Annotated in this window: 18 protein-coding genes; 5 read left to right on the top strand and 13 right to left on the bottom strand. The window is 63.8% G+C overall.

The annotated features are described in order from the left end of the window. Positions 1-261 precede the first annotated feature (261 nt). The 8 genes from ACREXZ_RS30290 to deoC all read right to left on the bottom strand — a co-directional run bounded on the left by ACREXZ_RS30290 (position 262) and on the right by deoC (position 9,994). On the bottom strand, positions 262-1,305 hold the full coding sequence (locus ACREXZ_RS30290; RefSeq protein ID WP_431767817.1) for an ABC transporter permease: 1,044 nt from the start codon (positions 1,303-1,305) through the stop codon (positions 262-264). 17 nt (positions 1,306-1,322) lie between these two features. Next, positions 1,323-2,858 carry a sugar ABC transporter ATP-binding protein gene (locus ACREXZ_RS30285; RefSeq protein WP_431767816.1) on the bottom strand — a complete coding sequence of 512 codons (1,536 nt, stop codon included), beginning with the start codon at positions 2,856-2,858 and terminating at the stop codon, positions 1,323-1,325. Between the two features lie 52 nt (positions 2,859-2,910). Beyond that, positions 2,911-3,915, bottom strand: a complete 1,005-nt coding sequence (locus ACREXZ_RS30280; RefSeq protein ID WP_431767815.1) for an autoinducer 2 ABC transporter substrate-binding protein — start codon at positions 3,913-3,915, stop codon at positions 2,911-2,913. A gap of 85 nt (positions 3,916-4,000) precedes the next feature. Beyond that, positions 4,001-5,008: an ABC transporter permease gene (locus ACREXZ_RS30275; RefSeq protein ID WP_431767814.1), complete on the bottom strand. Its 1,008-nt coding sequence runs from the start codon at positions 5,006-5,008 to the stop codon at positions 4,001-4,003. Between the two features lie 93 nt (positions 5,009-5,101). Then, positions 5,102-6,043, bottom strand: a complete 942-nt coding sequence (rbsK, locus tag ACREXZ_RS30270) for a ribokinase (RefSeq protein WP_431767813.1) — start codon at positions 6,041-6,043, stop codon at positions 5,102-5,104. Further along, positions 6,040-6,513, bottom strand: a complete 474-nt coding sequence (locus tag ACREXZ_RS30265; RefSeq protein WP_431767812.1) for an RbsD/FucU family protein — start codon at positions 6,511-6,513, stop codon at positions 6,040-6,042. Before ACREXZ_RS30265 ends, rbsK begins: the two co-directional genes overlap by 4 nt. A 54-nt stretch (positions 6,514-6,567) precedes the next feature. After that, complete coding sequence (locus tag ACREXZ_RS30260; protein WP_431767811.1) at positions 6,568-8,970, bottom strand: aldehyde dehydrogenase family protein; 2,403 nt, start codon at positions 8,968-8,970, stop codon at positions 6,568-6,570. Positions 8,971-8,983: 13 nt separating this feature from the next. Beyond that, positions 8,984-9,994 (bottom strand): deoxyribose-phosphate aldolase, encoded by a 1,011-nt coding sequence (deoC, locus tag ACREXZ_RS30255; RefSeq protein ID WP_431767810.1) that lies wholly within the window; start codon positions 9,992-9,994, stop codon positions 8,984-8,986. A gap of 119 nt (positions 9,995-10,113) precedes the next feature. On the opposite strand from deoC, the gene ACREXZ_RS30250 reads away from it, so the two are divergent. Beyond that, positions 10,114-10,305, top strand: coding sequence for a hypothetical protein (locus tag ACREXZ_RS30250; protein WP_431767809.1), 192 nt, complete (start codon positions 10,114-10,116; stop codon positions 10,303-10,305). Positions 10,306-10,408: 103 nt separating this feature from the next. Here ACREXZ_RS30250 and ACREXZ_RS30245 read toward each other — a convergent pair whose 3' ends face one another. Then, entirely contained in the window at positions 10,409-10,777 is a 369-nt protein-coding gene (locus ACREXZ_RS30245; RefSeq protein ID WP_431767808.1) for a nuclear transport factor 2 family protein, read from the bottom strand. A gap of 109 nt (positions 10,778-10,886) precedes the next feature. Between ACREXZ_RS30245 and ACREXZ_RS30240 the strand changes: the two genes are divergently transcribed. From ACREXZ_RS30240 to ACREXZ_RS30230, 3 genes are all read left to right on the top strand, one after another. Then, on the top strand, positions 10,887-11,759 hold the full coding sequence (locus ACREXZ_RS30240; RefSeq protein ID WP_431767807.1) for a helix-turn-helix domain-containing protein: 873 nt from the start codon (positions 10,887-10,889) through the stop codon (positions 11,757-11,759). A gap of 64 nt (positions 11,760-11,823) precedes the next feature. Next, on the top strand, positions 11,824-12,372 hold the full coding sequence (locus tag ACREXZ_RS30235; protein WP_431767806.1) for a GNAT family N-acetyltransferase: 549 nt from the start codon (positions 11,824-11,826) through the stop codon (positions 12,370-12,372). A gap of 110 nt (positions 12,373-12,482) precedes the next feature. Continuing rightward, positions 12,483-13,289 carry a 2OG-Fe(II) oxygenase gene (locus tag ACREXZ_RS30230; RefSeq protein ID WP_431767805.1) on the top strand — a complete coding sequence of 269 codons (807 nt, stop codon included), beginning with the start codon at positions 12,483-12,485 and terminating at the stop codon, positions 13,287-13,289. 53 nt (positions 13,290-13,342) lie between these two features. Here ACREXZ_RS30230 and ACREXZ_RS30225 read toward each other — a convergent pair whose 3' ends face one another. Both ACREXZ_RS30225 and ACREXZ_RS30220 read right to left on the bottom strand, forming a co-directional pair. Next, entirely contained in the window at positions 13,343-13,681 is a 339-nt protein-coding gene (locus ACREXZ_RS30225; protein WP_431767804.1) for a hypothetical protein, read from the bottom strand. A 13-nt stretch (positions 13,682-13,694) separates the two neighbouring features. Further along, positions 13,695-14,255 (bottom strand): hypothetical protein, encoded by a 561-nt coding sequence (locus ACREXZ_RS30220; protein ID WP_431767803.1) that lies wholly within the window; start codon positions 14,253-14,255, stop codon positions 13,695-13,697. Positions 14,256-14,955: 700 nt separating this feature from the next. Here ACREXZ_RS30220 and ACREXZ_RS30215 point away from each other — a divergent pair. After that, positions 14,956-15,543 (top strand): S24 family peptidase, encoded by a 588-nt coding sequence (locus tag ACREXZ_RS30215; RefSeq protein WP_431767802.1) that lies wholly within the window; start codon positions 14,956-14,958, stop codon positions 15,541-15,543. Here ACREXZ_RS30215 and ACREXZ_RS30210 read toward each other — a convergent pair. Further along, the gene (locus ACREXZ_RS30210; protein ID WP_431767801.1) at positions 15,533-16,489 is read right to left on the bottom strand and encodes a queuosine precursor transporter; all 957 of its coding nucleotides are present in this window, start codon (positions 16,487-16,489) and stop codon (positions 15,533-15,535) included. The genes ACREXZ_RS30215 and ACREXZ_RS30210 overlap by 11 nt on opposite strands. Before the next feature lie 23 nt (positions 16,490-16,512). Then, positions 16,513-17,316, bottom strand: a complete 804-nt coding sequence (gene queF, locus ACREXZ_RS30205) for an NADPH-dependent 7-cyano-7-deazaguanine reductase QueF (RefSeq protein WP_431767800.1) — start codon at positions 17,314-17,316, stop codon at positions 16,513-16,515. Positions 17,317-17,592 lie beyond the last annotated feature (276 nt).

Genomic DNA, 17,592 nt, shown 5'->3' with positions numbered 1-17,592 from the left:
GCTACGCGCGGAAAGGACCTGGTAACGTCTCGAGCGGCTTTCTTTGCCTCCTTTCTTTGCCGCGGCAAAGAAAGGAGGTGCCGCCCCGCACAGGGGCAACGCCTGCGCCGCGAGGCGCAAATTAGCCCCCCCCCACCAGGGCAAACAACAAAAACCACCCCCAATCCATAAGAAACAAAAAAAAATCGCCAGCCGACAGCGAGGGCACCGTCAACCAGCGAGAGAGAGAGAGAAACAAAAACAGAAAACCCAAACCAATACTCACTTCCTTTGCAAGGCAAACAACGTCCCGGCAATCAAGATAAAACCACCAACTATCACCTTCTGCCAGGTACTAGGCACCCCAACCAGAATCAACACGCTGTTGATCAGCGTAACCAGCACGACCCCAAGCAAAGTCCCGACAACCGTCCCCGTTCCACCGGTAATCCGCGCCCCACCGAGAATGACCGCCGCAATCACATCAAGCTCCGAACCCACAAGATCAAACGGATTCGCCAGCCGATTATTTGATACATGCAAAATCCCCGCGATACCCGCCAGCATCCCCGTGTACCCGAACACGAACAGATGAATCGCGCGCAGGTTATAACCCAGCCGCTCGGCAATCGCGAGACTGCCACCCATCGCATACACGCCGCGTCCCATCATCGTCCGGTTCAGCAGCCACCACGTGACGAACGCGGCCAGCACCAACGCGACCACGGACACGGGCAACACGGCGCGCAAGCCATCCGCGGTGTGATAGAAAAACAGCGGCACGCGGCCGAAGTGATCCATGCTGTGCGGAATATTCATAAAGAACGTCGTGCCGACGAAGGTCAGCAGGATCCCGCGATACAGGTACTGCGTGCCGATCGTCACGATCAGCGAAGGCGCCTTCAGCCGATGCACGAGCAGTCCGTTCAGCAGGCCGAGCAGCACGCCGCCGAGCGCGCCAAGCAACAGGATCAGCGCGAACGGCGCATCGGGCCACCACGCGAATACGGCCTTCGTGATCGAATACATCGTCAGTGCGCCGATCGCCGTGAACGATACGTCGATGCCGCCGGATGCAAGCACGACGAGCGTGCCGAGCGCGAACAGCGACATCGTCGTCGCGGAGTGCAGCAGGTCGAACAGCGTCGCGACCTGGAAGAAGCGCGGATTGATCGCACCGACGATCACGCACATCACGACGATCAACGCCGCCGTGAACCACTCCGGGTTACGCGCGAGCCTCGCCCGCAAGCTCGGCGGCTTTACCCGCGGCGCAACTTCAATGACGGTGGGTCGGCTCATGGTCGGGTCGGTGCGCGAATTCATGCTTGAAACGTCCTCGATTATGCCGCGTCCGACAGCAGCGCCCGATACAGCGCCGCTTCGTCCATCTGGTCCGCGCGGTACTCGTTCGCCACGCGCCCTTTCTTCATCAGCAGGATGCGGTCACTGTTCTGCAGCAGCTCCGGCAAGTCGTCGCTGATCAGGATGATGCCGATGCCACGCTGCGACAGCTGCTGCATGATGCGGTAAATGATGTCCTTCGACCCAACGTCGACGCCGACTGTCGGTCCGTGCAGGATCAGCACGTGTGGATCGATCGCGAGCCAGCGGCCGATCAGCACGCGCTGCTGGTTGCCGCCCGACAACGACTGCACCGGTTTGTCGACGCCCGGCGTCGCAATCTGCAGTTCGCTCACGGTCCGCTCGGCGAGTGCCTGTGCGCGCTTGCGGTCGATCTGGCCAAAGCGGTCGCGCAGGTCCGAGATCAGCGCGGTGATCACGTTGTCGCGGATCGGTTTGTCGAGGAAAAGTCCTTCGTTCAGGCGGTCTTCGGGCACGTAGCCGATCCGTTGACGGCGCGCGTCGGACGGCGTGCGCAACCGGATCGGCCGGCCTTCGAGCGCGACGGTGCCCGTCCGCGCCGGCGTAACGCCGGCAAGCGCGCGCGCCAGTTCGTTGCGGCCCGAATCGAGCAGTCCCGTCACGCCGAGAATCTCGCCGCGATGCAGTGCGAACGACACGTCGATGAACTGCCCCGCACGCGACAGCCCGCGCACGTCGAGCACGACGTCCTGGCCAAGGCCGCCGTCGCGATAACGTTCAGTCGACAGATGGCGGCCGGTCATCAATTCGCTGATCTGCGCCTTCGTGAAATCGGCGATCGGCCCCTGCGCCATTTTCTGGCCATCGCGCAGCACGATCACTTCGCCGCCGATCGCATAGCATTCGTCGAGCTTGTGGCTGACGAACAGCACCGTCACCCCCTGCGCGCGCAGATTCGCGAGCACGGCGATCAGGTTGTCGACTTCCTTCTGCGTGAGCGACGTGGTGGGCTCGTCCATGATGACGAAGCGCGCCTCGCTCGCAATCGCGCGCGCAATCGCGACCAGTTGCCGCGTCGCGAGCGGCAGCTGTTCGACCAGCGTGCCGAGGAACGCGCTGTCGCTGGGCAGGCCGACTGCCTGCAGTGCACGCGCCGCGGTCCGCTCGAGCGCGCGCCGGTCGAAGGTCCGTGTGAGCCGACCGCCGTGTTCCGCGAGCTCCGACGTCAGCGCGACGTTTTCGGCGACGCTCATGTTCGGCAGCAGCGACAGGTCCTGATACACCGTTTCGATGCCGGCCGCGAGCGCTTCCAGCGCAGTCAGCTTCGCGTGGCGCACGCCCTCGATCACGAGTTCGCCTTCATCGGGCGGCTGCGCGCCGGAGATGATCTTGATCAGTGTGCTCTTGCCGCAGCCGTTCTCGCCGAGCAGGTGATAGATCTGCCCGCGCTCGAACGACAGGCTCACGCCGCGCAGCGCATGCACGCCGGTGAACCGCTTGTGCACGCCGACCACCTGCAGGAACGGCGTGGAAGTTGTCTGTTGATTCGTCATGACACACCGCATTAAAAGCGCGCCGACACGGCCGGCGCGCCGTGACACTCGATCAGAACGGGTACTGCTTGTAATTCGACTTGTCGACGCTCACCCAGCCCTGGCCGCGCACGATGATGCCCTTGCCGGGGCCCTTCGCGACCGTGACCTTGTTGTAGCCGGGAATGCCGAGATCGGCGCCGTTCTCGACGGTCTTGCCGTCGAGCAGCATCTTCGCGATCTTGTTCATCGCGAGGCCGGCGAGCTTCGGATCCCAGAACGCGATGCCGTTTACCGCACCGCTCTCGAGGAACTTGCCCGCTTCAGTCGGCAGGCCGGTGCCGTACACGCAGATCTTGCCCTGCAGGCCGGCCTCTTCGACCGCCCGGCCGATCCCGATGATGTCGAGCGACGACGAGCCCTGGAAGCCCTTCAGGTCGGGATGCTTGCGCAACACTTCTTTCGCGACTTCGTAAGCGCGCTCGCCGTCGTTGTTGGTTTCGAGCTTCGGCTCGACGAGGTCCAGCTTCGGATACTTCGCCTTGGCGTTGTTGATGCCGCCGTCGGCCCACTGCACCTGCGAGCGGCTACCGAGCGAGCCGACCAGCACCGCCCACTTGCCTTCGTCATGCATGCACGACGCGAGCCGTTCGTTCAGCGCCGCACCGTATGCGGTGTTGTCGAACGCCTCGACGTCGACCATCGTGTTCTTCTCGTTGTCCGCCTCGTGCGTCACGACCTTGATGCCGCGGTCCATCGCCTTCTTCAGCGCGGGTTCGAGCGTCGGCGGATCGTATGGCACGACGGCGATCGCGCTGACCTTCTTCGCGATCAGATCCTCGATGATCTTCAGCTGCTGCGCGGCATCCGCGCGGCCCGGTCCGGTCTGGTAGGCCGCGACGCCCGGCGTTTCTTTCGCGAACTCCTTCACGCCGTCGTCCATCCGGTTGAACCAGCTGATGCCGGTCACCTTGACGACGGTCACGATGGTCTCGTTGGTCGCCGCGTGCGCCGCGACGATCACGCCCGCAGCAAGGGCGCCCGCCGCCACCGCGGCAGCCAGTCGAGTCAGTTTCATGCGATGTCTCCTTTGTTGTTAGATCGGATGTCGAAAAACGGAACTACGGAATTACGTTGCCCTGCCCGGGTCGCGCGGTACGCCGCTAACGCGCGAAGCCGAAGATCGCGCGTACCCGTTCGCCGCCCGCGAACGCGAGCGACAGCAGCAGCAGAAAACCCCACGTGCAGTCGCCGAAAAACTGCGACACGCCGAGCAGGTTGAACAGGCTCGACAGGAACTGCAGCACGGTCGCGGCGAAGAACACGCAGATGATGCGTCCATAGCCGCCCGCCGGATTCACGCCGCCCATCACCGCGATCAGGATCGCGATCAGCAGGTACGAGCTGCCGTAGTCCCATTTCGCGCTCGACGTATGCGACGTGCTGATCAGCCCCGCGAGCGACGCGAGCACGCCGCACATCGTGTACGTGAGGATCAGCATCCGTGCACGCGGAATGCCCGCATAGAACGCGGCCTTCGGATTCGTGCCCATCAGATAGAGGCGCAGGCCGAACGGACTGCGTTTGAGCAGCCAGCCCAAAACGATAATTGCCGCGACGAAGATCACGAACGAGATCGGTACCTGAAACACGGTGCCGTTGCCGATGTTCGACAGCGGATCGACATAGTCGACGTGCACCGATGCGCCGTTGCTCAACACCACCGCGAAGCCGGTGAACAGCAGCTGGGTGCCGAGCGTGCAGAGGATCGGCGTGAGGCGCAGCCACGCGATCACGACGCCGTTCAGCAGCCCGCCGATCACACCCATCACGACGACGATCACGCAGAACAGCGACGTGTACATCACCGGCGAATCGTCGCCGCTGACGAAATGTGGAACGACCAGCGCGGCGACTATACCGGACAGGTTCGCGAGCCCGACGCCGGACAGATCGATGCCGCCGTTGCCCGAAATCATCGACAGCATGATGCCGAGCGCGAGCAGACCGAGTTCGGGTAACTGGCCGCCCATCGACTGCAGGTTGTCGATCCCGACGAACTGGCCGCTCGACAGCCACGTCGCAATCAGCACGACGAGCGCGTTGACGATGAGCAGGAAATTCAGTTGCCGGTCGGCGAAGACCTTTCCGGCTGCGGGCAAGAACTTCATGATGACGGCCAGCTCCTTCAGACTGCGTGACGACAGCGGGACAGCATGACAGCGTGACTTGATGGCGGGACGACGGCGTGTGGCCCGCCTTGCTCAATGCCTGCTCAGTACCTCGTTGATCTCGTCGAGTGTCGGCATCGACGGTGCGGTGCCCGCGCGCGTCACCGAAATACCGGCCAGCGCGCAGCCGAAGCGCATCGCGTCGACCGGCTCCGCACCGCTTGCGAGCGCGGCTGCGAAGCCGCCGGTGAAGCCGTCGCCGGCCCCTGCCGTTTCGACCACACGGCCGCAGAGGAACGCCGGCACCAGCACCGACTGCTGCGCCGAATGCAGCAGCGCGCCCGCTTCACCGAGCGTCACGATGACCGCGCCGACGCCCTTCTTCAGCAACACGTCCGCGGCGCGGCGCGCATCGTCGACCGATTTGACCGGCACGCCGGTCAGCGTCGCCGCTTCGGTTTCGTTCGGCGTCAGGTAGTCGCACAACGGATAGATATCGTCGGGCAGCGGCATCGCGGGCGCGGGATTGAACACGGTCGTGACGCCGTGGCGTCGCGCGACTTCGAGGCCGCGGCGCGCAGCCTCGAGCGGCTGCTCGAGTTGCGTCACGAACACGCGCGAACCGGCGATGTCGGTTTCGATCGCATCGACGTCGCCCGCGTTCATCGTGCCCGCCGCACCGGACGCGACGATGATCGCGTTCATGCCGGTGGTGTCGTCGACGAAGATGTGCGCGGCTCCAGTCGACACGCCGTCCACCGTCGATGCGCGCGCGGTGATGCCTTCGGTGGCCCACGTCTTGCGCGCGATCTCACCGAACGCGTCGTTACCGATGCGCGTGCAGAACACGACGTCGGCGCCAGCGCGCGCGGCCGCGACCGCCTGATTCGAACCCTTGCCGCCGGGACCCATCTTGAACGCCGAACCGGCGATCGTCTCGCCGATCAGCGGCATGCGCTCCGCGCGAAACGTCAGATCCGTCACGTAGATGCCGAGAATGACGACCCGGCCGTGGCGTTCCGGCTGCGCGTTCATGACGCCTTCCCCGCTGGCGCATCGGGCGCGAGCAGCACGCCCTTCGCGAACACGAAGCAGCCGTAGCCGCGCGCCTCGCCGGTCGCGATCACGCAGTACGCGCGGCGCGCTCGCTCGTAGAACGCGAAGCGTTCGAGCGGTGCGAACGGCACGCTGCGACCCTCGGCGGCATTGACCTCAGTCTGGGCTTCGCGCTGCACGGCGGGAATCGTGTCTGGCTCGCCGACCACTTCCATGCGCAGCGCCGGATGCTCGACAAACGTATCGAGCGGCAGCACCGACAGCACCGCGCGGATCGCGCGCGCCGAATCGACACCGTCGAGTCGCAGCGGCTTGCCGAGCACCGTCGCGCGTGCGACGGAATCGGCGGGAAAATTCGCGTCGCAAATCACCAGTTCATCGCCGTGGCCCATCGCGCGCAGCGCGTGCAGCACATCGGCATTCAACAGCGGGTCCAGATTCTTCAGCACGTTATCTCCTCCGTATCGGTTGCGTGCCTGTGGTCCAGCGGATGTCGCGGGACCTCAGTCTCCGTACGGTATCCAGATATTTTTCACTTGCATAGCCTCGCGCAGCCACAGCGGGCCTTCGCTCGACCGGTCGAACCAGTCGAACTGCCGGCCATAGTCGACGAAGGTGCGTTTCAGGTTGCCGATCGATTCGCGTTCGACGAGCGCCGACTGCTCTTCGCTGCCGAAACACCACAGCGCGTCGACGTCGTCGTGCTTCGCGAGCGTCGCGAGCAACGCGCCGCGTTCGCCCGTGACGATATTCAGTGCGCCCGCAGGCACGTCGGAGGTTTCCGCGATCTGGTAGAAATCGGTGGCTGTGAGCGGACACGTCGTGCTCGGCAACACAACGACGCGATTGCCGAGCGCGAGCGCGGGTGCAACGAGCGACACGAACGACAGCAACGGCGCTTCGTCCGGACACGCGATGCCGATCACGCCGAGTGGCTCGTGCATCGCGAGCGCGACGCCGCGCAGCGGCGGTGTGTGCACCGCGCCGTCGAACTTGTCGGCCCACGCGCCATAAGTGAACAGTCGCGCGATCGACGCGTCGACTTCCGCGCGCGCCGCCGCTTCATCGACGCCCGTGCGCACGACCAGTTGTCGCGCGAATTCGGCCGAACGCACTGCGAGATTCTCGGCGAGGTAGTACAGCACCTGCGAGCGATTGTGCGCGGTCGCGTCGGACCATTTCTGCGCGGCGCGCGCCGCGGCGACCGCATTGCGGATGTCCTTACGATTACCGTCGCCGACTTCGCCCGCGAGCGTACCGTCGGCCGCGTACACCGGCAGCACGTAACCGCTGTCCGGCCGCACCTGCTTGCCGCCGATGAAGAGTTTCGCGGTGCGATCGACGGCAGCGAACGGCGCAACGTCGTCGGTGCCAAAGGCCTCGACCGCTTCGCGCACGGCGACGCCCCGCACCGGACGGCGCATCGCGAGATCAAGCCACGCACGCGGCTGCAGATATTCGTAGAGCCCTTCTCGGCCGCCCTCGCGTCCATAACCCGACTCGCGATAGCCGCCGAAGCCAGCCGCCGCGTCGAACAGATTGGTCGCGTTGACCCACACCACACCGCACGCGAGCCGCGGCGCGATGTCGAGCGCGCGGCCGATGGTCTCGCTCCAGACGCTCGCCGCGAGACCGTAGCGCGTGTTGTTCGCGAGCGCGATCGCTTCGTCGGGCGTGCGGAAACTCATCGTGACGAGCACCGGGCCGAAAATCTCTTCCTGCGCGAGCGTCGATGCCGGTGCGACGCCGGTGACCAGCGTCGGCGGATAGAAGCAGCCGTTCTGCGGCAAGCCGGTTTCGGGCGCCTGCCAGATCGTGCAGCCCTCGCGACGACCGGTTTCGACGAGACCGCGAATCCGTTCGAGCTGCACCGGATCGACGATCGCGCCGAGGTCGATGCTCTTGTCGAGCGACGAACCGACCCGCAGCGTCTGCATCCGGCGCTTCAGCTTGTCGATGAAGCGCGCCTCGATGCCTTCCTGCACCAGCAGCCGCGAACCCGCGCAGCACACCTGCCCCTGGTTGAACCAGATCGCGTCGACGACGCCTTCCACCGCGCCGTCGAGATCCGCGTCGTCGAACACGATGAACGGCGACTTGCCGCCCAGTTCGAGTGTCAGCGATTTACCCGAGCCCGCGGTGCGCGCACGGATCAGCCGCCCCACTTCGGTCGAGCCGGTGAACGCGATCTTGTCGATCCGCGGATGGTCGACGAGCAGCGCGCCCGTGCGGCCGTCACCGGTCACGACATTCAGTACGCCCTGCGGCAGACCCGCGCGCTGCGCGAGTTCGGCGAACAGCAGCGCGGTGAGCGGCGTGTATTCGGCGGGCTTCAGCACCACGCAATTGCCGGTGGCAATGGCGGGCGCGATCTTCCACGCGAGCATCAGCAGCGGAAAATTCCACGGCACGATCTGGCCGATCACGCCGAGCGGCGCCCAGCCTTCGAACTCGCTGTCCTGCAGTTGCGCCCAGCCCGCGTGATACAGAAAATGCCGCGCGACGAGCGGCACGTCGATGTCGCGCGTCTCGCGAATCGGCTTGCCGTTGTCGAGCGCTTCGAGCACCGCGAAGAGCCGGCTGTGCCGCTGCACCATCCGCGCGAGCGCATACAGATGCCGCGCGCGCCCCGCGCCGCCAAGCGCCTGCCATGCGGGCTGCGCCGCACGGGCGGCAGCAACCGCCGAGTCGACGTCGGTGGTATCGCCCTGCGCGACGCGCGCGAGCAGTTCGCCGCTCGCGGGCGCATGCGATTCGAAGCGCTCGCCGGCCGCGGGCGCACGCCACGCACCGCCGATGAAATGTCCGAACGTCGACTCGTGTTGCGCGAGCCACGCGCGCGCGGGTTGATCGTCCTCGGGCGCGGGACCGTAGTCCATCGAAGAAAAGTATTCGGCTACGCTCATGGGATCGGTCTGGTCAGGCAACGGGGTGACGGTTGAATGCGGAATAGCGGCCGCTCGCGTAATGCTCGAGCTGGCGTTCGATGTCGGCGAGCAGGCTCGACGCGCCGATCCGGAACAGCGCAGGTTCGAGCCACGCGCGGCCGAGTTCTTCCTTCATCAGGATCTGGTAGTTCAGCACCGACTTCGCGTTCGACACACCGCCCGCGGGCTTGAAGCCGATCTGCACGCCGGTGCGTTCGTGATACTCGCGGATCATCCGCACCATCACGAGCGACACGTCGAGCGTCGCGTTCACGCCTTCCTTGCCGGTCGAGGTCTTGATGAAGTCGGCGCCGGCCATCATGCACACCATCGATGCGCGCGCGATGTTCGACAGTGTGCGGATGTCGCCGGTGGCGAGAATCGTCTTCAGATGCGCGGCGCCGCACGCAGCGCGGAATTCGCTCACTTCGTCGTAGAGCGCCTGCCAGTTGCCGGTGAGCACGTGTTCGCGCGTGACGACGACGTCGATCTCGGCTGCGCCGTCGGCCACCGACGCCTCGATTTCCTTCAGCTTCAGCGGATGTGGAATCAGGCCGGCCGGAAAACCGGTCGACACTGCCGCGACCGGAATGCCGCTGCCCCGCAGCGCATCGACGGCCGCCGCGACGAAGCGGTGATAGACGCACACAGCGCCCGTCGTGATCGCATGCGGCGCGATGCCGAGCGCGTCGAGCAGATCGGCGCGCACCGGCTGACGTGCTTTCGCGCACAGGCGGCGCACGCGGCCTTCGGTGTCGTCGCCATTCAGCGTGGTGAGATCGATGCAGGTGATCGCCTTCAGCAGCCACGCTGCCTGGGCGTCCTTCTTGACGGTGCGCCGCGTGCCGAGCGTCGCGGTGCGGCGCTCGACGGCAGACTGATTGACGCGCAGACCGTCCAGCCAGCCGGCGTCGAACGGCATGCCGGGATTGCGCAGCGAATGCACGGCGGAACCGCGGTGCAGCGCGACAACCGAGGAAGACAGCGAGGGGGCTTCAAACATGAGACATCCGTGTTTTTCGTGCGGTGCACATCAAACGATGGTGGGTTGTTCCCATGCATGCTACATCGATTGATAGGATTGTCACAAGCTCCGTTACGATCATTTCCATGTGGATCGGCATGGACGTTTTCCCTGGTGTCTCTGGTGCGGCCGAGGTAGCGCCACCGCAGCCAGCCGACCGCCCCCAGCAACACGAGCGCCGCGCCGCCCAGCACGGGCTCGCGCCACGCGAGCCCGACGACGAAACCGAATGCACGGGTGCCGGCGAACAGCGCGAAACCCGCGATCGCGGTGCTCGCGCCGTCGAGTGACGAGGCGAGACGTTGTGATGTCACAGCGGTCGGCCGGGGTGCGGGCTCGGGCATGACTTTCTCCTTTATCAGATGCGTGAGAACGGGGCGTGGCACATCCGTGTCACGCCGGCGACGGGCTTTCGTCCAGAAAGCCGATCACCGTTTGCAGGCGGCCGTGCGCATCGACGGTGCCGAAGTCCGAGCCCTTGACGAACGGCGCGCCGGACGGGGTCGTCAGCGTCCACGAGAAGCGCAGCCGGTTCGCGTAGCCGTCGACGTCGGTGGTGCGCTCGAACGTGTGGCCGGGAAAGCGCTCGTGAACCGCGTGAATCATCGAGTCGATGCCGTCATGGCCAACGCCCGCGAGCAGCGGATCGACGTACGACGCGTCGGGTGCCCACGTCTGCGCAATCAGCGTACGGCGGCGGGCGGGATCGGTTTCGTTCCATGCGTCGAAGTAACGGTCGATCAGGTCGGTATGGGTGTTCATGACGAGCTCCTTGGTCCGGTTGCGTTGATTAGCTGGGCGGCGATGTTTTCGCTGCGCCCGGACTGAAGATTCGGCGACGCACGGCCGCTAGTCGATTACGTGACAGGTAATGGAATCGCGGCGCCCTTTAGCTATCATCGGCACCATGAACACGCTCTCTTTTTCTTCTGCGTCCTCTACCGGGCCAGGCCGCACCGTCGGCGATCTGCTACGTGAATGGCGGCAACGACGCCGGATGAGCCAGTTGCTGCTCGCGTCGGAAGCGGACATCTCGACGCGCCATCTGAGCTTCGTCGAATCGGGACGCTCGCTGCCGAGCCGCGAGATGGTGATGCACCTCGCCGAGCGGCTCGACGTGCCGCTGCGGGCGCGCAACGCGTTGCTCGTTGCGGCGGGCTACGCGCCGCTCTTTCGCGAGCGTCCGTTGACCGATCCGCAACTCGCTATCGCGCGCGAAGCGGTCGAACAGGTGCTCAAAGGACACGAGCCCTATCCCGCGCTCGCGGTGGATCGGCACTGGAACATCGTGTCGACCAACGGCGCGCTTGCGCCGCTGATCGCGAGCGCGAGTCCGGCGCTGCTGGAAGCGCCGGTGAATGCGCTACGGCTGTCGCTGCATCCCGAGGGCATCGCATCTGCGATCGTCAACTGGCATGCGTGGCGCGCGCATCTGCTCGCGCGGTTGCAGCGGCAGATCGACGTAAGCGGCGACGCGACGCTCGTCGCACTGCGCGACGAGCTGGCCGCCTACCCGGCACCGCCCGGCGCGGAACCGTTCGATCCCGCCGACGCATCGGGCGTCGAACAGATCGTCGTGCCGTTGCGGATCCGCACGGCTCTCGGCACGCTGTCGTTCTTCAGCACGACGACCGTGTTCGGCACGCCGGTCGACGTGACGCTGTCGGAACTCGCGATCGAGGCGTTCTTTCCCGCCGATGCGCAAACGGCGCAGGCATTGCACGCGGCATCCGCGAATCGCTAAGCGTTGCTTGCAGGACGCGCGTTGCCGCTACCATCCGAACAATCGACCTGCGAGGAGAACCCACGTGGCACGCGACATCATCGTCCGGCAACTCGGCATCGCCGATCTCGATGCGTACTTCCAGCTGCGGCTGCGCGGACTCGCCGAACATCCGGAGGCGTTTGGCAAGAGTTATGCGGAGGCGCTCGCGAGCGGCCCGGAGCAGTATCGCCCGACGCTCGAAGGCAGGACCGCGGACGAAGGCCGATTCATCCTCGGCGCGTCGCTGGAGGACTCAGGCGACGGCACGTTGCGCGAGGGTGCGCTCGTCGGCACGGTCGGGCTGATCCGCGAGCAGAACGAGCGTGGGCGGCACAAGGCATCGGTAGTTGCGATGTACGTCGCGTCGGAAGCGGCGGGCCGCGGTGTCGGACGCGCGTTGCTCGAAGCGCTGCTTGCGCGGGCCGCGCGCGTCGACGGGCTGCGCCAGGTGCAGCTGGTGGTGTCGAGCACGAATCTCGCCGCGCGCGGGCTGTACGAGTCGCTCGGCTTCGTCGCGTATGGACACGAGCGCGAATCGATGCGCGTCGGCGATACGTTCTACGACGCGGATCTGATGGCGTATTTTCTGTAGGTCCACCGCCGCGCGTCGAGGCAACGCACGGAATGACAGAGCAAGACTTGGGGTGTCATCGCGCGCGGGCTTCCGTACACTGAAATCGTCAATGAACGGAGAGCCCCGCGATGCCCCATCCCACACTGCAGGACACGCTGCCCGGACTCGAACCGGACGCAGGCAGCCGCGAGAAAACGCCGGCGGAGCGGCCGTCGATCGCGTCGACGGAATCGATCGGCGGGCGCGTCGACGCGCTCGACTGGCCACGCATCGACGGCAATCTCGACCAGCACGGTTGCGCACAGATCGCCGGACTGCTGACACCGCGCGAATGCCGTACGCTCGCCGCACTGTATCCGTACGACGCGCTGTTTCGCAGCCGCGTCGTGATGGCGCGCCATGGTTTCGGACGCGGCGAATATCGATACTTCGACTACCCGTTGCCCGACGCGATTGGCGCGTTACGCGACACGCTGTATCCGCATCTCGCGCCGGTCGCGAATCGCTGGAATGAGGCAATGGGAATCGACGTGCGCTACCCCACCGGGCACGCCGCGTTCCTGCGTCGCTGTCACGCGGCCGGCCAGCGACGTGCAACGCCGCTGATCCTGCAATATGGCGAAGACGACTACAACTGTCTGCATCAGGATCTGTATGGCGAGCACGTTTTTCCGCTGCAGGTCGCGATCCTGCTGTCGGCGCCTGGCGACGACTTCACCGGCGGCGAATTCGTGATCACGGAGCAGCGTCCGCGGACGCAGTCGCGTGCTGAAGTCGTGCCACTGAATCAGGGCGACGCGGTGATCTTCGCGGTGCATCATCGGCCGGTGCAGGGCACGCGCGGGCCGTATCGCGTCAATCTGCGCCACGGCGTGAGCCGGCTGCGCTCGGGGCAACGGCATACGCTCGGCGTGATTTTTCACGATGCGTTGTAGCGGGGTCTCGTCGGCAGCGACCTGCGCAGTAGCCGGATAACGCCGCTGTCCCGTTACGTTCGCCGAATGGGTACGACGTTGGGTATCGTGAGAGCCAATACCTCCGACGCCTCGCTCAGTGCCGCACGCTCCTCGGAACTGAGCCTGTCCGTCGTACCCGGCCACGCGGCCATCAGCCGGGCGAGCGCAGCCCGTGTGCGCAAGTGAACCGCGTGCTCCGAATCGACGGTGTTGCCGAGCTCGCACAACCGGTACAGCGCCTTGTTTCTCCCGGACTGCGTTCCGTGCTCGATCGCCGAAATCAGGATCGGCATCAGGGTGCTCCACCGGGGCGCGAGGTCGACGAACTCCGCTGTGACCGCGCACTCCCTCTTCTGAAAATTGCGTGACATCCAGGTGCCTCCGTTACACGTCGTCGGGAGTGACGCTTCGCGAGCGCATCTCCGCCGTGGCGTCGACACAAGCTTCAAGCGACGAGGCGGGCTCACCGTACCCGGCCGCACGAAGTGTTTTCACGGCCGGTCCAACCATCGACGTTCGCATCGCAGGCGGTCCGCTGTGACGGGGCGAAATGCTTTCATAGAGGACGTAGAGCAGCAGACAACCGCACGCAAAAACAGACGCGTAAAGCGCAACCCAGGCCATCCCGCCTGTGCGTTGCCGCCAGCGGAATTGCCGGTCATCGTCGAGTGGGGTGTCGAACGGAGCTCGTGTCAACCGCGGTGGTTCGGCTGCGGATTCCGTGCGCGGGATCGGCCCTCTGGCAATGACGTCGCGACGACGCGCATGGTCCGACATGCTATTGGACAGCGGGAAATCGATGCCGCTGCGAGCCACGGATGAATGTCGACGGGCATCGGGCCTTGCGAGGTGGAGAACGACGGTATCCTGCTGGCCGATGCGTCGTTCTGCGTCGGTGAAACGTGTTCTGACGGATGACGGATGCCGTGAAATGCGGGCAGCCATAGGCGGCCTCTCTCAAGATCTACCTTGGGTCAAATCGCGCTGGGTATTGACACACCTATCACGATGGCTTTAATTTCCCCGCCCCTGGTCCGAATCAAGCTTCTTGTTGCCGCTGGATTTTTCCGCTAGCCTGGCCTGCCGTAAAACGACAACCCGCTGCGCATTCCGCGATCGAAGATTCTGTTCCGCGCCTTGTTGAAGCCATTCATGCACATCCCGTGGAAGCCGGTACTGTGACCTGACAAGCGCATCCATTCTTCCTCGTCAGTCACTACGTGTTTTTGTCACTAGCCGTTAGTGCCTGCGTAGTGTCAAATGTCATCGTATGAAAGACGTCTATCACTCTCGATTGCGCTTGCCCAAACCGCTATGTCTTAAACCCGACGAGGCAACCTGGCGAGTCTCGCTGCCACCCAACCTCAAATGGGTTGCAGGACCGAGGCCGACCTTTTCTCCCTCGCCCATCAAACAGAACGCTCTGTCTGGTCATCGACATCACGATGCACTGCAGCCCGTGACGCACGCAAACCTATGAAACGCATGACTGACAACAACTACGACTACCATTGAAAGTATTCAATGGTAGTTGAATATTTGCAAGACAATTTTGGCAAACTACCCCGAGCCCGAGCAGGCTATCGGGGACCGTGACAAAAATGGGATCAGGCAAACAATGACAAATAAAGAGCGCGCCGGGCTCATGGTTGAACGCATCAGAAAGCTGATGCAGTCGAGGAACATTATTGATGCCGATCTCGCGCGCACGACCGGCATGTCGCCGGGCACACTCAGCCGGATTCTCTCCGGAGAAACAGCCGACCCGCGACTCAGCTCCCTGTCGGCAATTGCAGAAGCATTAGGCTCTACCGTAGGCTTCATCACCGGTAGCGAGCGCGCGTATCCGATTCCAGTTCTTGACTGGGAGCAGATCGTGCCGTTTGCAAATGGCCTCTTCAAAACCGATGGCCGCTCGCACTCGCTGACCGTGGATACCGCCCCGGCAGCCGGCACTTTTGCCGTGCGGACCACGTCGTCGATGGAGCCGCGATTCCGCGCCGGCTCATTGATCATCGTCGAACCCGCATCGCAGTATCGCGATGGCCAGATCGGCATCGTGTCGTTCAACGCGCGCGATGCGGTGGTTCGTCGATTCGCGAAGGATGGCGGTGCGATTTACCTCAAGCGCCTCGACCATGCCGGCGACCCGGCCGCCGTGCTGCTCGACGACGCCGTGCGTGTGCTCGGCGTCGTCACGGAGTCCCGGATGCAGGAAGGCGTCAATCCTTGAACGCGAAGGGATTGAAATTGGTATTGAAATCGTAGTAATCGATCTTGTCGATTTTTTTCAGCCAACCGGACACGTGGGTAGTGACAGGCAGCAGCGCGAGTTCGTAGATGGCCTTGACCGTAATCTGGAAAAGAATCATCGATACGATCACATGCATCGGCATCACGCCGTAGAACAGCAGCGTGCAGAAGATCGCGCTATCCACGGTAATCGCGAAGCCCGTGCTGAAGAGCACGCGTCCCCACAGATACTTCCCCGAGCTCGCTACCTTCAGCTTGGCCAGCAGGATCGTGTTGATAAATTCGCCGCAGAAGTACGCGGTCGTCGACGCGAAGAAGGTCCGCGAAAAGTTGCCCACGAGCAGGTCGTACCCGACAAGTGCAGCCTTGTTCTGCGACGCCCACTCTGGAGCGACCGGAAGAAGCGTGACCACCCACATCCCGATCACCAGCGCGAAGTTGACCGTCAGCCCGCCCCAGATCACGAGACGGCTTGTCCGGTACCCATAGACTTCGGTGACGAGCGTGCTGAAGATGTACGTCATGGGGAACACGACGAGGGCCGCGGGAAACTGCACGGCGTCGCCGAGACCACCGGGAAGCCAGCCCAGATGGATCTGTATGACGCGGAATCCCGTCACGTTGGAGATGACGATAAACGCCACGAACAGCATCGCCAGCATCAGCACGGAGCGGGTGAGCTGTTGCTTCTTCTTTGGAAAATATTCGATGGGGACCAGCCCGTCGGTATACATCGCGGCGTTCAGGAACGCGATGTGAGCAATATCCTCGGGTGAAAATTTCTCGAGCCATTGCCGTTGGTATAGATCTTCCGCAGGCATCTTGAAGGTGACGCCCGACTCGCTAACCTTGACCCGAACCATGATCTTCTTTTGAGCGTCGGTAGGCTCGATGACGGCATCTATCTGGTGCGTCGGTTTCTGCATTCTGGATTCTCCGGCGGGTAGCGTCATTGCCTGATGAGGCGATCGTTTGAAGCCACCTCGATGCGCTCCGACGTTCGTACGGGATTGATATCGATCCCCCCGCGCCGCGTGTACCTCGCACTTACCGAAAGTTTTTCTGGAGCGCATTGCCGCGTGATATCCAGAAAGATGCGCTCCACGCACTGTTCGTGAAACTCCTCGTGATTTCTGAACGAGACGATGTATCGGAGCAATCCTTCCCGGCTGATTCTGTCTCCTTCATAGGAGATGGAAACCGTTCCCCAATCCGGTTGGCCGGTGACGAGACAGTTCGATTTCAGCAGATTTGAATACAGCGTTTCGGATGTCCGTCCGGCCACTGTTGCAAGCACATCGGGCTTGACCTCGAACTCTTCGATCTCGATGTCCTGATTGTCCAGCGACTCGCCATGAAGCGCCTTCATGCCTGCGACCGCGGCGCCGTCCACGATCCGCAGACTGACCGTGACGGGTGCGCCCGCGCACTTCGACAGGTCCGACGTCACCGTTTCCCGCACGGCCTCCACGCTGTCGAATCGCGTGTTGTTGAGCGTGTTGAAGTACAGCTTCATCGACTTCGATTCAATCAGGTTCGGCGATTCGCAGGGGATCCGCAACTCGGCGATAGCGACCTGGGGCAGGCCTCGCCGGTTCAGCCAGGACACCTCATAGTGATTCCAGACGTCGAAGCCGAAGAACGGTAACGCTGCTGTTATTCCAAGCTCGTTTCTCTTTAGTTCGCGTGGAATCGCAAACAGTCGATCCGGGTTATATAAAGATTCGTACGTAGATTTCTTGCCCAACTCCATTCGTCATCCCCGTATAAGGTGTCCGTTGACTCAGCCCTGGCGGTCTCGACCAGAAGCGCTCCTGGGATGATAAAAGCATTGGCTGCCTCAGGTTGCCGCGAACCGCGCCATTCCCACCTATCAAACCAGATAGCTGACGTATCGGCATGCAACCCGATAGCGGCTGCGCGTCGGGCACTCCGTATACACCACGCGGATGATCGGCACGCTCGACGCGTTCGCCGGCAACGTGGTCGGCACACGTTTGCGCCCGACGTTCGACCTCGAGGTCGAACG

Source organism: Paraburkholderia sp. (assembly GCF_050742655.1).
Lineage (GTDB): Bacteria > Pseudomonadota > Gammaproteobacteria > Burkholderiales > Burkholderiaceae > Paraburkholderia.
This window is presented reverse-complemented; position numbering and strand designations above follow the sequence as displayed.